Here is an 18,836-nt window from a genome sequence, read left to right as displayed (position 1 = left end):
TGCCCATTATTATACTGATGTATTGTCCCGTTAATCTTATTAGTCTACAGGCCAGTGGTAATCGCGATCCAACCAGCCATCCAGGTCATAATCCATCATGCATTGTTCGGCGAAACCTTTATATTCTTGTATCTGCCCCGACATTTGTGCGGCGAGCAACAGTTCGATACGAACATTTTCATGACTGCCGGTATAATTTCGTTCATAGAGTTCGTGTCTGCTGGCGAATTCTGTTCCTACAGAGTCCCAGATTAGTTTCATAAGCTTTACCCTTTCAACGGCATCCATACCGTTGGAACCGCGCATATATTTTTTCAGATAAGGCTCCAGTTCCGGCGCGGCAAAATCTTTGGCATGCGAATTAATATAAATAAGCGCGCTGCCAAGATCTTGTTCAATAATTTCTTTGATCCGTGGATAGCCGAGACTCATAAACCAACGGTAGGCTAAACCATAATCCAGGTTAGGCAGGAGGGCGCCGTTGTGCCAGGGATTCGGCGATTTAGCCATAGCATCGCTTATGGCCCAGAAGAGGTTACGCCAGGCCAGCATTTCCCCGACGCGGGTCTGTATACCGCGGAAATCGGCTACGCCGGTGGCTTCCACGCCTTTAATGAATAAACCACAGATAAAATCGATTTTTACCGCCAGACGCGTCACACCGTGGAACGTAGAGCGGTGCAGAAAGCCAGAACTGGGTAAAAACGTGGCCGCTTTAGCCGTATCGCCGTAAATAAAAATGTTTTCCCAGGGAATCTTCACCTTATCCAGAATGAAGATCATGTCATTCTCGTCGTAGCGGGAGGACAGTGGATAGTCAAAGGGACTGCCGACCTTTTCGGCTGCTAAGGAGTAAGAGGGGCGGCAAACCAGTTTCAGCCCTGGGGCATTCATGGGTAAGGTGCATACCAGGGCAAATTCTCTTTTTTTGACAGGTAAACCGTAATGCGCGATGAAATTGTAATGCGTCAAGGCAGAGCCGGTAGCAACCACCTTGGCACCGCTAACAATCACGCCATCATCACACTCTTTTTCGACGTGAATGCAGATATCTTCAATCTGGTCGGGCGGGAGATTGCGGTCGATAGGGGGGTTGATGATGGCATGATTCCAGTAAAGTAGCTCCTCTTGTGAACGTTTGTACCAGTGTCTGGCGTTATCCGCATATTCTCCGTAGGCCTCGGGATTGGCGCCGAGAGTCGTAAGAAACGAGGCTTTGAAATCAGGGCTCCTTCCTAACCAGCCGTAGCTAAGCCTCGCCCACTGGGCGATTGCGTCGCGATCGCGTATCAGGTCGTCAACAGAATGAGGAACGCGGAAGAACGGATGGGTGACACCACCGCTGCCGGTATCACACGGCGTGGTTAATATAGCCTGATACTTTTCGTCATGGAGCGCGTCGTATAATTTAGCTATAGACAGTGCTGAATTGCGAAACGCTGGATGTGTAATAACATTGTCGACCTTTTCACCATAAGCCCATATTTCTCGCCCATCATTCAGACCCGCCAAAAAGTCATTACCGGTAGGTAACGATACTGATTTATTTCCCATGTCAGCTCTCTCCGAATATCAGTTTTCAACACTTCCTTTTAAACGGCATCTTGTTGACTAAGAGTTACCGTTGTTGTTAAGGCGTTCTGTATCAGCCATTGATAAATAGAAAATGCGTCTTGCGTCAGGAATGACTCGTTATGAAATTGTATGGAGGCAACGTTACCTGACGATAATGCAACAATTTCACCGGAAGGGAGTCGTTCCAGCTGGACTGTTTTGTCATGCTCCAGGCTGTACCAGCATGGCCGCTGATGGAGTGCGGAGAAACTGTTATAGAAACCAACGGTATGAGGTTTTCCCTGGATAGATATCTGATGTTGGCTACCCTGGCGGTTATTGACCAGCCGCTCGATCGGAATGCCTAATTCGGCGCAAATTAACTGATGCCCCAGACAAGTCCCGATTAACGGACGCTGCTCCCGCAGCCGTTGTGCAATAATTTTTCGGCCCACGCGTATTTTGTCGAGTCGTACATTGGTTGGATCGCCAGGCCCGGGCCCAATGAATACGATGTCGCGATCGGTGAGCTGCGTTAGCTTGCTCAGGGAGTCATACCAGGGAATGAGGGTAACGGCGCAACCCGCGCTGCGTAACTGATAGGCAATCATGGCGGTGAAGTTGTCCTCCATGTCGATCAGTGTGATGGCATGTTGAGAGAGTAGAGCGCACGGGCCCAATTGCGAGTTATCCAGCCAAAAGGCGGAGGCGCGTGCATTCCGTTTTGCCAGTATCTGGTCAGCCCGATGGCGAAGTTCTGCAGACAATCCTGTTCGGTTTGGCGTCCCGGCGCTTGTTCCAGAGAAGAACGAATGCATTAGCCCTTGTAATTTGGCGCGTGTTTCACCAGCTTCATTTTGTGCGATGGAACTTCTGACGATGGTTGAACCCGCCGTAAGCCGAAAATGTCCCTGAGCGGTAATATCGGCCGTGCGGATCATTATGGCCGAGTCCAGATAACGTTTACCTTCTTGCGTACCCGTTATAGCAACGATGCCGCTGTAATAGCCGCGTCCACGGCGTTCTCGCCGGGCGATAACTTTACAGGCGCTTTCTAATGGGCTGCCGGTCACTGTTGGCGCAAATAGCGATTGCCTGATGATTTCTTTCAGGCTGCGATCTGAGTTGCCATGGATAAAATATTCGGTATGCGCGATGTGCGACATAGCTTTGAGCTTCGGTCCGGATACCTGAATATCATGCTGACAGATGCTACTCATCATTTTGAGTTCTTCATCCACCACCATAAATAGTTCGTCGCGCTCTTTTGTATCCTGCAGAAAATCATCCAGCACGTGCGTCATATTCCCGGAGTCGGGGTATTTAAACGTGCCGCTGATAGGATTCATCGCCACATTCTGCTCATCAACCTGGATATGCTGTTCAGGCGTACTCCCCATGAAATAGCGGCTGCCGGTGAAGATCATCCATGTCCAGTAAGACCCGCATTCAGATTGCAGTAGCCGTTTGTACAGCGTCAGCGCATGGCGGATACTGAAGTTGGTTATATCGCCCTCCAGACTGCGTGAAATCACAAAGTTGCTGCCTTCTCCGGAGCTGATTTCCTGATCAATGACGGTATCAACAATGTCGCCATACGTTTGGTCATCAAGATCGAATTGCAGGTTTCGTGGCTTGATATCATGGTCATTAATGGCTGCGATAAACGAATCTATGGGGTAATAATTTTGCCGCTCAATGTTCATGACGATCGTCTGTTCACCATCGTCAATGCAGGCATAACCTTTTTCTTTTACCTGATTAAATGGCAATAAGATCAATTTGTTAAATGAGCTTTTACCCTTCCCGTCCAGGGGCGGATCCAGCGCTAATTCTGAAAGGGATTGGTTTAGCTCAATATCCCCTTCAAGAAATAATACTGCGTTGATAGGTTCGCATTGGGGGCGGTAAATACAGGCAAAGGGTCTATCAAGATTGACCAGATGAGCCGAAAGCTCGTCGGGCTGTGCTGTGCCTTTAGATAACATCATCATCTCCTGGAGTGCCGTGAGGATCTTTAATGTTCCAATGCGTCGATAGCTTGTCGGGTTGACAGCACGACTGAACTGGTTTCCGCAGCTAGCTCAAGCGCCAGACGATGCTTTTCTTCGGAGAAATCGGCTAGCGCATCGGCAATAAAAAATGTCTCGATATCATTGGAGTACGCCTCTTGCGCTGTGCACAAACAACCGATATGGGCGTAAACGCCACAGACGATCAGCTGATCGCATTTGAGTTCGTGCAAAGTACTCAGAAGGGGAGAGTTAAAGAAGGCGCTGTAACGCCACTTCGTTAATACCCACTCATTTTCCAGAGGCGTCAACGGAGGAACAATCTGTTTATGCTCCTGGCTGCCGTTCATACCTGAACCCCATAGACTGTGCAGCAAGCCACGCTGCTGCGGCGTCATGTCGCCGGGTTGGGCTGTATAAAATACGGGTACATGCAGACGTCGGGCGACGCTAAGCAAGCGGTAAATGTTGTCGATCACCTGCGCTATCGGCGAGGCGTCAGCAGTGTAAAAATCGAGGAAATAACGCTGCATATCATGTATGAGTAGCGCCGCTCTTGAACTGTTGGGTTGCCAGTCTGCAATTGATTTGGGTAATTGGCGTTCTGTCGGCAGTGGATAGGGCTGTATCTTTTCCATGTTATTCTCCTTGTACGCTTAGCAGCTGCCGAGTGCGGCGCCGCCGTCGACCAATAACGTTGATAGCGTGGTTTGCCCTGATTCTTCGCACAGGTAAAAGCAGACCGCGGCAGCAATTTCTTCCGCCGTGGCGACTTTATTGAGTGGAATACCGATGCGAAATTGTTTTGGATTACCGTTAAGCGTGTTTTGCCGGTCACTTTCGCTATGCCACATGCCGCGCAGCATCGGCGTATCGGTTGAGCCGGGAGCGACAACATTACACCGGATCCCATACGGAGCGACCTCCAGCCCCAGAGCATAAGTAAATGCCTGGGCAGCGGCTTTTGAGGCGCAGTAGGCGGCCATCGTCGCCCGCGGCACGCGCGCTGCGTTTGAGGCGATAGTGACGATGCTGCCTTTACGCTGAGCCATCATCAGATTGGCTGCATGGCGGCTGGTGTTAAATACGCCAGTCGCGTTGACGGCAAAAGTTTTCGTCCAATCTTGAGGCTGTGTTTCGGCCACGCTGGCGTGGCACAGTACGCCGGCGCCGTTGACCAGATAACCCACCGGACCCAGTTGGCGACCGATTGCGGTAAAGGCTTCTGCTACGCAGCGGTCGTCGGCAACGTCCACCGTAAAACCTGCAATGGGCTGCGGATGGTTATTTTGTAGTGTGGCTACAAGGGTTGCCAGCTGAGTGGCGTTATTATCAAGAAGTGCCAGTGAAACTCCTTCTTTCGCCAGCGCGTGGGCAACGGATTCGCCAATGCCACCGCAGGCGCCAGTAATAACGGCAATGTAGTCTTTATCAAAGGTCATTTTGTCTCTCTTTCCAGTGAGTTAATAACATCTGCGTTTGCGCTACGTTCAGGCGTGGGTCGCAGAGAATTTGCTTAAGTTGATGTTCTTCAGGATGATTATTTTCACAGAAGCATTCGATGACCGGGTTCGGCGTTGCTTCCAGGTGGAGTCCAGCGGCGCAGGCATTATGTGATTTCACCTGCCTCAGGAAACCGGAGATTTCAGCCATCATGTCGCTAAGCTCGCGGCGTTTATTGCCTGCCCGCGTTTTCCCGGTATTCCCATGCATTGGATCGCACATCCATAACACCGGCGTTTCGGTTGCCTGTGCGGCCTGAATCAACGCGCCTAAACGATGAATATGTGAACGGCCAAAACGCGAAATAAAAGTCAGACGTCCAGGAATACGCTGAGGATTAAGCTGTCGGCAAAGTGTCGCGATGAACGATGGCGTTACGGTGGCGTCAATCTTGCAGGCAACAGGGTTGGCGATATTCGCCAGCATGGCGATATGTGGGCTGTCAGGCGCAAGAGTACGAATGCCGATCCAGGGCCAATGGGTACTGGCTAAATAGGATTCTCCCTGGGGATTAGTGCGGATTTGAGTCGTTTCATAGTCCAGCAACAGCGCTTCATGGCTGGTCCAGATGGGATGAACATCGCGAGGATATTCCCGTTCGTAACGTTTAATTTCGGCCAGCGTTTCCGCCGCAGCATGGTAGCTCAGCAACATCCTTTGCGGATCGTTACGCCTGGCTTCTGGCGTCGCTTCGGGCCTGTTGACTGAATCACCGCGCCACACGGGAAGTACCCTGTCGCCATTGACTTCGTTGTGTTGTGAGCGTGGTTTAGCATATTGACCGGCAATTCTGCCTACCGTCAATATTGGCAGTCCCGTCAGAGTTGAGAGTTCGCGGGACATTTGCTCGAGGAAGGTCAATTTTTTCCGCACATGTAACGCGCCAGATTCGCAAATTCTTTCAGCGCAGTCGCCAGCCTGAAATATCATTGCTTTACCTGCATAAACGGCGGCTAATGCTTTATTAAATTCGCTTATTTCTTCAAAGTTTAATAATTCTGGAAGAGTGTCTAATTCACGTATGACCAGGGCAAGCATGTCCTTATCGCTCCAGAACGGCTGTTGCCAATTGGACTTATTGCCAGGAAATGATGTCATTTCTAATCTCTCACTCGAAATTTAACAGGTTTTCCGTTTGTTTTTTAACAAAAAAGCGATGAGAAGGTACTATTCCTTGTCTGTTTAATGGGCATGAAAGACGATACGTTTTGCACAAAGATTGCACGCCAATGGGTTCCTTATGTCAATCAAAAAAGATGATTTTTTATTGTTGTTTTTTTAAGTATTTGAATTTATTGATTATTATTTTTTAGTGTTTTGGATTTTTTCCTATATGATTTTTTTTTGGAAATCAAATTGACTGAGGGCAAGGTTCGAAGATAGACTATTAAAACAACGCTTGGTTATGCTTGTGTTGCTTATATGTTGCCTGTCCTGCTGCGCTTTTTTAAGGCGTATCACGGTAAACTGGCGGCATTTCTTTAGGTCTTTAAATTCTTCTTCAAGAGAAGATTTTATGCGTGTGAACATTCCTAATTCTCCAGGAGAGAGTGATGACGCATTCAGCATATGCCAATCAGTTAAAGGCTGTTCCTGATATATTTGATGAGATTTCGCAACGTTTTCCGGACAGGATTGCGTTAATTTTCGAACAAAGAAAAATAACCTATCGAGAACTTGCTGAGCAATGTTCAGCGCTGGCTGCGGTATTGCAAAAGAATTGCCTGATAAAAGGCGATGTTGTTGCAATAAAAATAGAACGTAGCCCGCAGTTATATATTTTTATGCTGGCGTTGATGAAAATAGGCGCTGTTATGGTTCCCGTGAACTCGAATAGTCCTGAGCGCTATATGGGTGAAATTTTACGTGCGGCAGGAGCCAAATACCTCATTAGCGATGATGTAACAAGCGTGCCCGGCGGGGCATGGCAGGTGTTGTCGAGCAGGACGCTGATACAAAACAGCGCTCAACAAAGAAGCGGGAATTATCCAGTATTAAGCGCTGATGATCCGGCGCTTATATTGATGACCTCTGGATCAACAGGAAAACCGAAGAGCGTGCTCATAGCTCATCGCGGGATTGCCAGACTGAGTCTGCCGGTACCGGCGTTGGGGAATAGCGAGCGGGACTGCTATTTGCAAATTGCAGATGTTTCATTCGCTGCCTCAGCGAATGAAATCTGGATGGCTCTATTGACCGGCGCGTGTCTGACGATTGCGCCGCCTGGCTTGCCAGATTTGATGGCCCTGGTACGGCAGATCGAATCGGATAACGTGACGATGCTATTCCTCTCTGGCGGACTGTTCCGGCTATTTGTCGAGGTTTCGGTTGAAACACTGCATATACCTGACTGTGTGGTGGTGTCGGGCGATTTTGTCAACCCTCGCCTATTTAGCGTGGCGGCGCAGGCCGGTAAAGCAAAAATATTCAATGGATTAGGATGCACGGAAAATTCAGCGATCTCGTCTCTCTATCATGTTCAGCCCGAGGGGCAATTAACCAGTGAATCTCCTGTACCGGTTGGTACTCCACTCCCTTTGGTTGAGATGGCGGTGTTCAATGAACGTTTGCAACCCTGTACCTGCGGTGAATATGGGGAATTGTTTATCGCAGGGGCTGGAGTTGCACTGGGGTATTCCGATCCGCAACTGACGGCGGAAAGGTTTATCTCCATCCCGTATCAAGGCGCAGACGTACTTTTTTATCGTACCGACGATCGGGCAACGTGCGACCAGGATCGCAATATCGTCCTGGTCGGACGAGGCAACCATATTTGTAAAATACGTGGCTTCCGCATCAATCTCGCCGGTATTGAGCACCTGTTGCGTTTACATCACGCTGTGGAGGATGTGCTGATTGTAGTAGAGGAGACGCCGGACGAACCACGATTGCATGCCTGTTATGTCACGCAGGATGATGCGCTATCCGTAGCGGATTTAAAGAATCACCTCGCTATGCATGCTCCTGCCTGGATGATACCTGAAAAATTTAGCCGTGTGCCGGTCCTGCCAATGACCGCTAACGGCAAAAAAGATCGTTTACGCTTAAAAAATTCTTTACTGGAGCAGGTGTAAATATGGACAACGTTGAGCAACAGCTACTCTCGATTTGGCAGGAGATTATTCATTCAGCGGTGATCAACCCGCAAGAAAATTTATTAGACCAGGGTGGTAACTCATTACATTTCATAAAGTTAGCATCAATGGTAAGCAAGGCATTCAATTTGGCTGTCTCGCCGGCTGACATTTTCACAGCGGGAACTATTGCCGCGCTGGCTCAGACCATTCGGCAACGGCAGCAGGTCTAATACCTGGAGTTGGGACTGCCAACAATCAGGAAGGATTTTACAGGGAATTTTAAGAGGGGGATAAAATGCCATCATTTAATAGCGGCGAGTCAAATAAGAGCTGTTTGAATAAGGCGTGTGGAGAAATTGCGGTAACGTATCTGGCAGCGACACCCGGGCAGCAGGCAATGTGGTGGCTGGATAATACGCTGGATCAGCCCCAATGCTATAACGTGCCAGTGCTGCTGACCGTTAATGCGACACTGGACGCTGATATTATGCAGCGCGCTGTGGCTGAGTTGACCTCGCGCCATGAAATATTCAGAACGCGTTTTGTTTACCTTGACGGTACACTACAGCAGCGTATCGGCGCTGATGGCTATCTCTCTTTTTCCCATCGAAAATCCGGACAGAATGAAACGCCTGAATCGGTGACTGCACAACTGGCGGCTAGCCGTTTATCACTAGCTGAGGGTCCGTTGAGTATCATTAATATGCTCAGTTCAGACTCGGGTACAACCTGGCTAGCATGCTGCTTCCACCACATCATTATTGATGCCCCCTCAGTACGTATTGTCTTGCATGATTTGCTGCAAATCTATTATGCGCTTGACGAGAAACGCGCTCTGCCAGCGTTTAACGGCACGGGAAGCTATCAGGAATTTACTCGTTGGCAGGCAGCGTCCCTTGCGGCGGCAGAGTGCGAAGACATGCGGGATTACTGGCGGCAGGCACTGCATCCGGCTCCGCCACTATCAGACCTCCCGGTCGATTTTCCCCGTCGTCTGCGGGAAGATACCAAAGCCGCCTATACCATGCAGGCCCTCAACGAACATGAAGCGGACTCACTACAGCGGCACGCAAGATCGTTGTCAATGACTCCCTTTATGTATATGTCCATGTGCTGGCAATTTTTCCTTAGCCGCATGAGTGGGCAGAAAGATATTACCGTTGGCGTACCTTTTACTCTGCGGGATCGTAGCGAGTTCGCCGAAACGCCGGGATATATGATCAATACTCTGCCGGTTCGCGTGCAGGTCAATGAAGATGACACAGTCAGGACGCTGGCTGCAAAGGTGCGTCAATCTTTTATTGGTGCACATTTCAATAAGCTGATCCCTTTCAATGAAATTGTCGCACTGTCGCGTGAAAACGCGGGACAGGACAGCCCACTATTCAGAACGTTGCTGGTTATGCCCGATACCCGGGCCGATATTTTCAACGACTTACCGTTTAAGGTCATGCTGGATGACTATTTTAGCCAGATGGCAAAATACGATCTGACGTTGTTCTTTGAAGCACAACCGCAATGGAAGCTGACGCTGGAGTATAAGACGGCGTTGTATCATCCGCAGACCATTGACTACTGGCTGAAAATATTTCGCCATTTATTGAGCGCGATGGGCGAGGACGGCGAGGTATTACTGTCATCCCTGAGGCTGTTGGATGCACCGTTAAGTCGTGAACTGGTTGTTCGAGCCAGCCTTAAGCCGTGCGCGGAGGCCTGGCGATTTGACGCCCTGGCGGCTTTCAATCAGCATGCTGTAAGCCACTCTGCGGATACTGCGTTAATTACCGCTAATGGCACACGATCGTATGGTTGGTTAGCGGAACGTTCGGGGCAGATTGCCGCCTACCTGCAGCAGCAGTTAAATATCGCTCCTGGCAAACGTGTTGCGTTATTACTGGAAAGGAATGCCGAGGCGATTGCCACTCTGTTTGGCGTGTTAAAAACCGGCGCGGCCTACATTCCGATCGACCCACAATACCCGCAAGAGCGCATTGGTTATATGTTGCAGGACGCCAGCGTGGACTGCATCGCCACGACGCGATCGCTGGTAGCAAAATTCCCAGTGTCTGGCTCCGTGCCTCTGTTGTTAATCGATGACATTCCCCCGGAGTACCCTGGGGAATGGTCTTATATCAAAAGAATGCCCGACGATGAGCTGTATATCATTTATACATCCGGTTCAACCGGGCAGCCCAAGGGAGTACGGTTATTAAATAAAACGCTCAATAACCTGATTAAGTGGCAACGAGATGTATCTGAGTGCGGTCAGGGAGATTGTACTCTGCATTTTATGTCACTTTCTTTTGATGTATCGGTTCAGGAGATCTTCGGCACGTTAGCCTGCGGTGGGCGCTTATATATTGCCAGTGAAGAAGAGCGAAGAGATCTGGATCATCTGCAAGAGGTTATCCAGGAGCAGGGAATTAATCGGCTCTATTTTCCCTACGTTGCTTTGCAGCAGTTCGCGCATTTGAGCGCATTGGCCAACAGGCAATTCCCGAGTTTAAAAGAGGTCTACTCCACCGGGGAACAGCTCGTACTCACCGCCGATATTAAACATTTTTTCAGGCAACCCGTTCGCCTGATTAATCTCTATGGTCCCTCAGAAAGCCACGTTTGTTCCGCGTATGTGCTGCCGCCGGAAAGCGATAAATGGGGAGATGCAGCGTCCATTGGTTACCCTCTACCCGGATTCAGTCTGTTGGTGGTGGATGAGCGTCTGCAGCTGGTTCCCGCCGGTGTCGCTGGTGAACTACTTATCGCTAGCGATTTTCTGTCTCCCGGCTATCACAATAAAAGTGAAGAAAGCGCTCGACGTTTTATCTCTGCTGAGAGCTTTGCAGCACAAAGTTGCCACGCGTATCGTACCGGTGATCTGGTGAGGCTGGAGCATGACGATCGGTTCAGCTACCTTGGCAGGATAGACAATCAGTTAAAAATTCGCGGTTTTAGGATCGAACCGTCAGAAGTAGAGGCGGCCATCAATGCCCTGGAGGGCGTGCAGGTTTCAGCGGTAGTTGGCAGGGCAGATCATTCAGGAAGCCAGCAGCTCATCGCCTTTATTGCTGGTTTATTGGATGATAAAGGCAATCAAAAGGATAAGATCAAACGCGGCCTTCGCCTGGTGCTGCCGGAGTATATGGTTCCCACAGAGTTGGTCTTTGTGGATAAGCTGCCTACCACGCCTAGCGGGAAAATCGATCGTAAAGCGTTACTTAAGGTGGATATTATTGTTGAATCATCAACGCAGATGCCAGAGCGGTCTCTGACGAAAACTCAGGAGCAGGTCAGGGCGCTATGGGAAACATTATTTCCGGGACGTCAGATCGCACTGCACGATGATTTTTTCGCCATTGGTGGACATTCTTTGTTGGCCACACAGCTGGTTTTTCTGCTGCGTAAGGCGTTCGATTGCGATATTCCTCTACGTTTGTTATTTAATCACCCAACCTTGTCGGCTATGGCTGAGTCCATCGACGGCTATATTGCCAGTGAAAAGGGGCGCGTCGATGCCGTCGATCGTTCCTTTGTTCAGGATGGATATGAACGCATACATTGGCAGGGAGGAGTGTGTTCAACCCCTGGGCTGACGCTGCTTACCGGGGCGACAGGATTTTTGGGCATCTACCTGCTGCGTTCATTGCTATTGGCCGGGACCCAATCCGTGCTATGCATGGTAAGAGCCAGGACGCATGAGCACGCATTGGCTCGTTTGCGTGAAAATGCGATGCGTTATGGCATCGCCGATGAGATTGATTTTTCCCGGGTTGAAGTTTGCCTCGGCGATGTTGGCCAGCGCAATTTAGGATTAAGCTCTGAAGCGTACAGCCGTTTGGCAGAGCGAGTGGACACGGTATTCCATGCGGCCGCACAGATTAATTTTTTGCTCTCTTATTCTTCGGTAAAACAGTCAAATGTGCAGGGTACGCTGAATATTTTAGCTTTCTGCGGTTGTGGCGGACGAAAAACGCTGCACTATTTATCCACTATCGCCGTATTTTCTCCACGCTATCCTGAATCGCCTATCGTTGAACATTGTGTACCGGGTCATCCGGAAGCACTGTCGATAGGTTACACGCAAAGTAAGTGGGTGGCTGAACGCTATGTTCTACAGGCCAGAGAACAAGGACTTGACGCTAACGTATTTCGCATAGGACGTATTGGCGGAGATAGCCGAAGTGGGGCCTGCCAGAGCGATGATTTTTTATGGCGACAGATAAAAAGCTTTATCCAGATGGGATTGGCGCCGGATCCGTCTTCACTATCAACGGACCTGCTGCCTGTCGACTTTGTCGCTGAAGCGATAGTTGCCTTAGCGCGTTCAGAGGCTACGCGACAGGAAAACTTCCATATTTTCCATCCTCAGAGCACCCGGTTTGATCCGGTGTATCGGGCGATTCGTTCTCTGGGTTATCCGTTGGAAACGACTTCTGACGGCGAGTGGTTGCAACAACTTGAACAGTGTGTCACCCAGGGGCGCGAGGTTGCGCTGGGGCCGGTCATTCATCTCTTTAAAGAGAATTTGTTGGATACTGGCGACAACGCCTATGGTAATCCAGAGACGACTAAGCGTATTGCGCAATTGGGTTTGCGCTTTCCTGAGCTGTCGGAGGAGACATTCAAACGTATGATCGTTTATTTCCAGCGGCAGAAAGAAATCGTCTAACAATATTTTTATCAATTTCATCAAGAGGATATAAAATGGTTCCGGCATTATTTGATAAATATATTTCGGCAGTGATGGAGAAGTCATCGGATAAGCTGGCATCCCTTTTCTCTGTTAATGGACGTTTGTCGTTGCCTTTTCGTCGCAACAGGGAGGTGATTATTGGGCGTGATAATATTCGCTTACACTATGCTAATGGCTTTGGCGTTGCGCCCTTACGCTTTACCTCCATAGAGGATGAGCGATTCCACTATACGAATAATCCCGATGTCGTCATTGTTGAATATAAACTGCATGGGAATACTCTGCCGGATGGAAAACAGTTCTCTTTGTTGTATATTAATGTGATTAAAATGAATAATGGCGAGATAACAGAGTTAATAGATTATGAGGATGTAATGAATAGAGAATATATCTTTCAGGATGAGTAGGATAGTTCTTGTGTTATTAATAGGGGCGAAAGTTATGATGACTTTTCATTCCTTGAAGGGATGTGGTAAAATGGTAAGCTTAACTTATTGTAAACGGCATCAGGAGAATGTATGGAAATGAATAAAAAAGTGGCTAGTGGTTCCGAGCGCGAAATATCATTGAATCGTCAATTTGAAGATGCTTTAGGAAATTTGCAATGTGTACTTGTTGCACGTCGCTCGTTGATTAATCCAGATGGCATTAACTGGCCACAGTACGATACATTGTATATTTTGCGTCAGTTCCAGCCGATGACGCCAAGCGCAATTGGTGAAAAGCTCGGATTTGCGCGTAGTAAAATGTCCAAAATTCTGAGGATGTTGAAAGATAAGCACTTTGTTGAACAAGAATCGGCAGAAAGTGACAAACGAGAAATGCTGACGCGGATTACGGAAAAAGGTATTGAGTTCCTGAATTCTGCAGAGTCCAGCAGGCGCATCATGGCTGAGCAGGTGGCATCCTGCATGTCTCAGGGCGAAATTGCTATTTTCGCTGAGCTCTGTGCAAGGGCTGCAAATATATTGCATGAGAATATTAAAGGTAAACTCGAAGACACCAGCGAAAATTAATAAGGTTTATGGTGATAAAACGCTAAACTGGTCGCTGGCGCGAAGTTCTCTTTGCCTAATGCGCAATCGAATATATGGCATAGGGATTGTGCTAAAATATTACTATGGGATGGTGTTGAACGCGAACTATATATATCAATGATGGTGAAGTTTTTTAACCTCAGAACATAAATAAAGTCAGGCTTGACCTGATAGTTTCCTCTTCGTATAAAGCCAGTTTTGCGATAAGGGAGCGTTTTTGTAGCGTAACAGTATTTGTTCAAGTCTGAGTCAATACGTTTTCTTGCAGTGAAAGATGGCATTTAATTGGAAGTGATTTAATCTTTTTTGCTGTTTTTGTGCAGATTTACAGTCTATTCAGATAACGGAATTATTTTACACCGCCGCGCATATATGTCAGGTGTAACATACTCTTCTGTGCACTCTTCAAAAAACTGACCACCACTGCATCATTTCGATTCTGCTTCCAGATGCTCCGCTTTATGCACGTAACTGAATGATCGGCAATCTGACTCAACATTCTCCGGATACGAAGGGATAAATCAAAACATAGCAGAAAGACTTTTACCCCAACCCGTCAAATCAAAAATATATAGGAATTCACAGGAAGGCATAAAAATAACAGAGGTGCCCGGAAAGGGCGCCACTGAATGATGATGGCAGTGGGTGAATTTAAGATGCAACTAAGATCGCGGCGTCCGATCATTACCTCGCTAAAGCCATCACGATCGGCAAACTGTGCGATTTGCTCGAGCCCAAGGCCGTAGCAGTACATGTTGCTACAGAGTAAGAGATCGGAGACCGGTCTGGCGATGCGTATTTGGTTAAGCGTCATAAAAACCTGTGCTGATAAACGCGCCGTCAAATGACTTTACCGGCTTTGGCGCCAGAGATTTGTCGCGAAAAGCTTTATGCAAAGCGGGACGCGCCCGGCGAAGAAAATATCAATGATTGCGTCTTCAACGCGGTATATCTAAAATCTTCGCTTTCGGAGATAGAAAATGTCCGTCGTAGATTCCCTTCTTGCTTATTCCTTTGCCGCGCTGCTGCTCACGCTGACCCCGGGTCTTGATACCGCGCTCATTTTGCGCACCTCCACCGTTGAGGGCGGAAAAAAGGCCTTTCAGGCGGCATTGGGCATTGATACGGGGTGTTTTATCTGGGGCGCGGTGGTGGCCTTCGGCCTCGGGGCGCTGCTGGCGGCGTCGGCGCTGGCGTATGACCTGCTAAAGTGGTGCGGTGCCGTCTATCTATGCTGGCTCGGCATTCAGTTAATTCTCAAACCGCGCAGCCACTTTAACAGTCAGGAAATAGCCGCACCGTCGGCCAGCAACTGGTTTTTAAAAGGGATGCTGGGCAATGTGCTGAATCCGAAAATGGGGATATTTTATGTCTCTTTCCTGCCGCAGTTTATTCCGGCGGGCCACTCGCCAACGATCTGGACATTTCTGCTGGTCGCTATACATGTTGTGATTGGTACGCTCTGGTCGTTAACGCTAATTCTGGCCAGCCGTTACGCCGCTGGTCTCCTGAAAACGCCGACCTTTATTCGCTGGATGGATCGGGCAACCGGCGGCGTCTTTATGCTGTTTGCCGCCAAACTGGCCCTCAGCCACCGCTAAAACGTGCTGGACATGGACGTCCAGCCCTCACGCCATACTTCGTCGCCCGGCGAAGCGTTTCCCGACACTCCCCGTAAAGTCATCGGCAGACAGGCCCATGCGTCGCTTGCGCGTTGGGTTGACTGTCATCATAATAAAAAGAGAATTATATGTGCTTTTAATTCTCTTTTTGAGAATAACAGTGGGGGTGGCGGGTGAACGTTTTTGAACTCAGGCCGGGGTTAAAGGCCTTTCTGCTGGCGCTGGCCGGTTCGGCGGTGCTGATGATTGGCATGGGCTACGGGCGCTTCGCCTATACCGGGATCCTGCCGCTGATGCTGAACGAGCAGGTGCTCTCGCTGCGCGAAGGCAACCTTGCCGCTTCGGCCAACTACGCGGGTTACCTGGCCGGCGCGCTGTTGCTGGCGAAAACCAGGCCCGCGGATGCCAGAGTGCTAAATCTGCTTTCCGTATTGCTCACACTGCTGTGCCTGGCGTTACTCGGCTGGCTGGTTTCGCCGCTGGCCATTATCGCGGTACGCGGAATAGCCGGGCTGTTAAGCGCGGTGACGCTGATTGCCGCCTCTCTGTGGCTGCTGCAGCATATGAAGCACCATAACGGCGCACCGGTACTGTATTCCGGTGTCGGAATGGGGATATTTTTATCGGCGGAATTTATCTCGCTGGGCAAGACCCTGGCGCTCTCCAGCCAGCAAATATGGCTGCTGTGCGCGATAAGCGCCGGCACGCTTTTCATTCTGGCGCTGCGCCTGTTGCTGAGCCCGGCAGACTATCTTATTGCCTATCAACCTCCTGCAGGCGTACAGGACCCGCAGGCGCAAGGCCGCGCGCGTGAAGCGTGGAAACTACTGTTGGTTTACGGCCTGGCCGGCTTCGGCTACATCATCACCGCCACCTACCTGCCGCTGTTTCTCAGCGGCTCGCTGAACGCTATCGATCCGGTGCAGATCTGGGCCATTTTCGGTCTTGCCGCCGTGCCCTCGTGCTTTATCTGGCATCGGTTGGTCATCAGGCTTGGCTACCGCCGCGCGTTCACCCTTAATTTGCTGATTCAGGCCGTCGGCGTCACTCTCCCGGCGTGGAGCCACGCATTGCCATTTTGTCTGCTGAGCGCGCTACTGGTCGGTTTCACCTTTATGGGAACGGTGACTATTGCGCTGCCGCAGGGAAGGCGTCTTAACCATCTGGTCTCGTTCAATATGATTGCCGCCATGACCGCGACCTACGGCGTCGGGCAAATTGTCGGCCCGCTGGTTGCCGGCGCGCTGTATGAGCGCAGCGGGTCGTTTAATCCTTCACTCTGCGCGGCAGCAGGGGCGCTGGTGGTTGCCGCCGCGCTGGTTGTCGCCGGGGGGCGGCGCGGGTCAAAGGTCGGAGGCTGAAATTAGAAGCTGGCGCATCTTCTCCAGGGCCGGGGAGGCGTAGCCTTTACGCCAGATAAGCTGGGTGATCGCCTGACCAACCGGCCGCTGTAGGCTTGCTTCGGGCAGCGTCAGGGTATCGAGCACGCTCTGCGGCAGTATGCCGGCATAGCCGCCGGAGGCGATACAGGCGATCATCGCGTGATAGGAGCCGACGTCCTGGATCTCGCTCTCCGCCTCCTCGGATTGCGCCAGATACGCTTCGCCCATTGCCCGGTAGGTACAGCCCTCCGCGAAGGCCGCAAAGCGAAAGCATTGTCTATCCGCGGGAAGCACCAGTACCAGCTGTTCTTGAAAGAGCGGCAGATATTCCAGGTCTTCGGCGGGGGAAGCGCCCTGCGGCAGGCATACCAGCGCGCAATCAAGCGCGGCGTCCAGCACCTGCTGCGTCAACTGGCGGCTGGGCTGGGTTTTAAGCGTCAGTATCACCTCCGGGCACTGGGCATGAAACCGGCTAAGCAGCGGCGGCAGGCGGCTGGCGGCGGTGGCGTCCATCGCCCCCATGCGTAAATTGCCGCCCGGCGTGGCGGGGTGCAGAGCCTGCCGGGCCTCCTCGGCAAGGCTGAGGATTTTCAGCGCATAGGCCAAAAAACGTTCCCCGGCGGGCGACAGCAGCATCTTCTTGTTACCGCGGGCAAACAGCTCGACGCCCAGTTCTTCTTCCAACTGGTGAATACGGGTTGTAATGTTGGACTGCGCCCGACCCAGCAGCTTTGCCGCGCGGGTGACGCTCTGTTCTTCCGCCACCGTTTTGAAAATCTGTAATGTGGTGTGGTTCATACTTTTATTCTTAATTTGAAAATAATATTGATCTTATCATCTCTAAAAGAGATTTTAATTACCTCAACGCACAAATTTCATCAGGGCACACCATGAGCAACCGGCTTACGCAGCAGCTTGATATTGATTATCCCATTATTCAGGCGCCGATGGCCGGCGTGTCGACGCCGGAGCTGGCGGCCGCGGTTAGCGATGCCGGCGCGCTCGGCTCGCTGGGGCTGGGATCGTCCACGGTGGAGCAGGCCGAGGCGCTCATCAACCAGACCCGGCGCTTAACCACCCGTCCGTTTAACGTCAACGTTTTTTGCCACGCTCCGGCGATAAGGGACCCGCAGCGTGAAGCGCAGTGGCTGGCGCGACTGTGCCCTGAGTTTGCGCGCTTTGGCAGCTTTCCGCCGGAGACGCTGGCGGAAATCTACCTGAGTTTTCAGCAGCAGCCCCGGATGGCCGAGCTTTTGCTCGATCTGACTCCGGCGGTGGTCAGCTTCCATTTTGGTGTTCCGGAGCGAGCGGTCGTTGACCGGCTGCGTGAAAAAGGCATCGTTACCCTGGCGAGCGCCACCAGCGTGGCAGAGGCGCAGCTGGCCGTAGAGCTGGGAATCGATATGGTGGTGGCGCAGGGCTACGAGGCCGGCGGCCATCGTGGCATCTTTGATCCCCAGGGGCCCGACGGGCAGATGAGTACCTTTACCCTGGTTCAGACACTTAAACGGCGCATTGATATTCCGCTTATCGCCGCAGGCGGCGTCATGGACGGCGCGGGAGTGAACAGCGTGATGAACCTCGGCGCAGACGGGGCGCAGCTGGGGACGGCGTTTCTGCTGTGCCCTGAATCGTCCACGGATAGCGGATACCGTGAGGCCCTTAAAAGCGCGTCTGACGGGCAAACGGTTTTAACCTCAGCCATTTCCGGACGCCCGGCGAGATGTCTGGTTAACGGCTGGCGTGAAATAAACGATCCGCTTCTGATTCCGGCATATCCCGTGGCTTACGCCGCCGGGAAGGCGCTGGCATCGGCGGCGAAAGCGCAGGGGGACCGTCAGTACGGCGCGCACTGGGCCGGGCAGGGAGTGAGCCTGATTCGCGAGCTGCCGGCGGCGGAGCTGATTCGGACTCTGGTCAACGAATGCGGGTTTTAATCGCGGATGGCGCGCTGCCATC

Annotated in this window: 15 protein-coding genes; 8 read left to right on the top strand and 7 right to left on the bottom strand. The window is 51.0% G+C overall.

The window, feature by feature from the left end; all coding sequences use genetic code 11:
- Positions 1-39: 39 nt before the first annotated feature.
- From IYV58_RS14345 to IYV58_RS14325, 5 genes are read right to left on the bottom strand one after another with little or no spacing between them, the layout of a single operon-like run.
- A complete protein-coding gene (locus IYV58_RS14345) occupies positions 40-1,554 on the bottom strand; it encodes a 4-hydroxyphenylacetate 3-hydroxylase family protein (RefSeq protein WP_049080284.1) in 1,515 nt (504 codons plus the stop codon).
- A gap of 38 nt (positions 1,555-1,592) precedes the next feature.
- Positions 1,593-3,548, bottom strand: a complete 1,956-nt coding sequence (locus IYV58_RS14340; protein WP_227676854.1) for an anthranilate synthase family protein — start codon at positions 3,546-3,548, stop codon at positions 1,593-1,595.
- Between the two features lie 23 nt (positions 3,549-3,571).
- A complete protein-coding gene (locus IYV58_RS14335) occupies positions 3,572-4,204 on the bottom strand; it encodes an isochorismatase family protein (protein ID WP_004120000.1) in 633 nt (210 codons plus the stop codon).
- An 18-nt stretch (positions 4,205-4,222) separates the two neighbouring features.
- Entirely contained in the window at positions 4,223-5,008 is a 786-nt protein-coding gene (locus IYV58_RS14330; protein ID WP_087828151.1) for a 2,3-dihydro-2,3-dihydroxybenzoate dehydrogenase, read from the bottom strand.
- Positions 4,998-6,167, bottom strand: a complete 1,170-nt coding sequence (locus tag IYV58_RS14325) for a 3-deoxy-7-phosphoheptulonate synthase (RefSeq protein ID WP_071988216.1) — start codon at positions 6,165-6,167, stop codon at positions 4,998-5,000. Before IYV58_RS14325 ends, IYV58_RS14330 begins: the two co-directional genes overlap by 11 nt.
- Before the next feature lie 455 nt (positions 6,168-6,622).
- Between IYV58_RS14325 and IYV58_RS14320 the strand changes: the two genes are divergently transcribed.
- The 5 genes from IYV58_RS14320 to IYV58_RS14300 all read left to right on the top strand — a co-directional run bounded on the left by IYV58_RS14320 (position 6,623) and on the right by IYV58_RS14300 (position 13,852).
- On the top strand, positions 6,623-8,143 hold the full coding sequence (locus tag IYV58_RS14320) for an amino acid adenylation domain-containing protein (RefSeq protein WP_004120003.1): 1,521 nt from the start codon (positions 6,623-6,625) through the stop codon (positions 8,141-8,143).
- 2 nt (positions 8,144-8,145) lie between these two features.
- Entirely contained in the window at positions 8,146-8,376 is a 231-nt protein-coding gene (locus IYV58_RS14315; protein ID WP_004120004.1) for an acyl carrier protein, read from the top strand.
- Positions 8,377-8,441: 65 nt separating this feature from the next.
- Entirely contained in the window at positions 8,442-12,812 is a 4,371-nt protein-coding gene (locus IYV58_RS14310; RefSeq protein WP_195729097.1) for a non-ribosomal peptide synthetase family protein, read from the top strand.
- Between the two features lie 35 nt (positions 12,813-12,847).
- Positions 12,848-13,243, top strand: a complete 396-nt coding sequence (locus IYV58_RS14305) for a nuclear transport factor 2 family protein (protein WP_195729096.1) — start codon at positions 12,848-12,850, stop codon at positions 13,241-13,243.
- Between the two features lie 111 nt (positions 13,244-13,354).
- Positions 13,355-13,852 (top strand): MarR family winged helix-turn-helix transcriptional regulator, encoded by a 498-nt coding sequence (locus IYV58_RS14300; RefSeq protein ID WP_004120012.1) that lies wholly within the window; start codon positions 13,355-13,357, stop codon positions 13,850-13,852.
- 577 nt (positions 13,853-14,429) lie between these two features.
- Here the strand turns inward: IYV58_RS14300 and IYV58_RS28595 are convergent.
- Positions 14,430-14,627, bottom strand: a complete 198-nt coding sequence (locus IYV58_RS28595; protein ID WP_375293856.1) for a hypothetical protein — start codon at positions 14,625-14,627, stop codon at positions 14,430-14,432.
- 226 nt (positions 14,628-14,853) lie between these two features.
- Here IYV58_RS28595 and IYV58_RS14295 point away from each other — a divergent pair, with 226 nt between their 5' ends.
- Entirely contained in the window at positions 14,854-15,474 is a 621-nt protein-coding gene (locus IYV58_RS14295) for a LysE family translocator (RefSeq protein WP_142468305.1), read from the top strand.
- Between the two features lie 194 nt (positions 15,475-15,668).
- Positions 15,669-16,856: a YbfB/YjiJ family MFS transporter gene (locus IYV58_RS14290; RefSeq protein ID WP_195729095.1), complete on the top strand. Its 1,188-nt coding sequence runs from the start codon at positions 15,669-15,671 to the stop codon at positions 16,854-16,856.
- Here the strand turns inward: IYV58_RS14290 and IYV58_RS14285 are convergent.
- Positions 16,839-17,675: a LysR family transcriptional regulator gene (locus tag IYV58_RS14285; RefSeq protein ID WP_195729094.1), complete on the bottom strand. Its 837-nt coding sequence runs from the start codon at positions 17,673-17,675 to the stop codon at positions 16,839-16,841. The genes IYV58_RS14290 and IYV58_RS14285 overlap by 18 nt on opposite strands.
- Positions 17,676-17,767: 92 nt before the next feature.
- Between IYV58_RS14285 and IYV58_RS14280 the strand changes: the two genes are divergently transcribed.
- Positions 17,768-18,814: an NAD(P)H-dependent flavin oxidoreductase gene (locus IYV58_RS14280; protein WP_195729093.1), complete on the top strand. Its 1,047-nt coding sequence runs from the start codon at positions 17,768-17,770 to the stop codon at positions 18,812-18,814.
- Positions 18,815-18,836 lie beyond the last annotated feature (22 nt).

It is taken from the genome of Klebsiella sp. BDA134-6, assembly GCF_015601345.1.
Lineage (GTDB): Bacteria > Pseudomonadota > Gammaproteobacteria > Enterobacterales > Enterobacteriaceae > Klebsiella > Klebsiella grimontii.
The sequence above is the reverse complement of the archived record's forward strand: the minus strand, read 5'-3'. Positions and strand labels throughout refer to the sequence as shown.

Excerpts from the sequence above, each read along its gene's own strand:
- IYV58_RS14345 (WP_049080284.1), bottom strand. The coding sequence starts at position 1,554 with ATGGGAAATAAATCAGTATCGTTACCTACCGGTAATGACTTTTTGGCG.
- IYV58_RS14315 (WP_004120004.1), top strand. The coding sequence starts at position 8,146 with ATGGACAACGTTGAGCAACAGCTACTCTCGATTTGGCAGGAGATTATT.
- IYV58_RS14310 (WP_195729097.1), top strand. The coding sequence starts at position 8,442 with ATGCCATCATTTAATAGCGGCGAGTCAAATAAGAGCTGTTTGAATAAG.
- IYV58_RS14305 (WP_195729096.1), top strand. The coding sequence starts at position 12,848 with ATGGTTCCGGCATTATTTGATAAATATATTTCGGCAGTGATGGAGAAG.
- IYV58_RS14295 (WP_142468305.1), top strand. The coding sequence starts at position 14,854 with ATGTCCGTCGTAGATTCCCTTCTTGCTTATTCCTTTGCCGCGCTGCTG.
- IYV58_RS14325 (WP_071988216.1), bottom strand. The coding sequence starts at position 6,167 with ATGACATCATTTCCTGGCAATAAGTCCAATTGGCAACAGCCGTTCTGG.
- IYV58_RS28595 (WP_375293856.1), bottom strand. The coding sequence starts at position 14,627 with ATGTACTGCTACGGCCTTGGGCTCGAGCAAATCGCACAGTTTGCCGAT.
- IYV58_RS14335 (WP_004120000.1), bottom strand. The coding sequence starts at position 4,204 with ATGGAAAAGATACAGCCCTATCCACTGCCGACAGAACGCCAATTACCC.
- IYV58_RS14285 (WP_195729094.1), bottom strand. The coding sequence starts at position 17,675 with ATGAACCACACCACATTACAGATTTTCAAAACGGTGGCGGAAGAACAG.
- IYV58_RS14340 (WP_227676854.1), bottom strand. The coding sequence starts at position 3,548 with ATGATGATGTTATCTAAAGGCACAGCACAGCCCGACGAGCTTTCGGCT.
- IYV58_RS14320 (WP_004120003.1), top strand. The coding sequence starts at position 6,623 with ATGACGCATTCAGCATATGCCAATCAGTTAAAGGCTGTTCCTGATATA.
- IYV58_RS14280 (WP_195729093.1), top strand. The coding sequence starts at position 17,768 with ATGAGCAACCGGCTTACGCAGCAGCTTGATATTGATTATCCCATTATT.
- IYV58_RS14330 (WP_087828151.1), bottom strand. The coding sequence starts at position 5,008 with ATGACCTTTGATAAAGACTACATTGCCGTTATTACTGGCGCCTGCGGT.
- IYV58_RS14300 (WP_004120012.1), top strand. The coding sequence starts at position 13,355 with ATGGAAATGAATAAAAAAGTGGCTAGTGGTTCCGAGCGCGAAATATCA.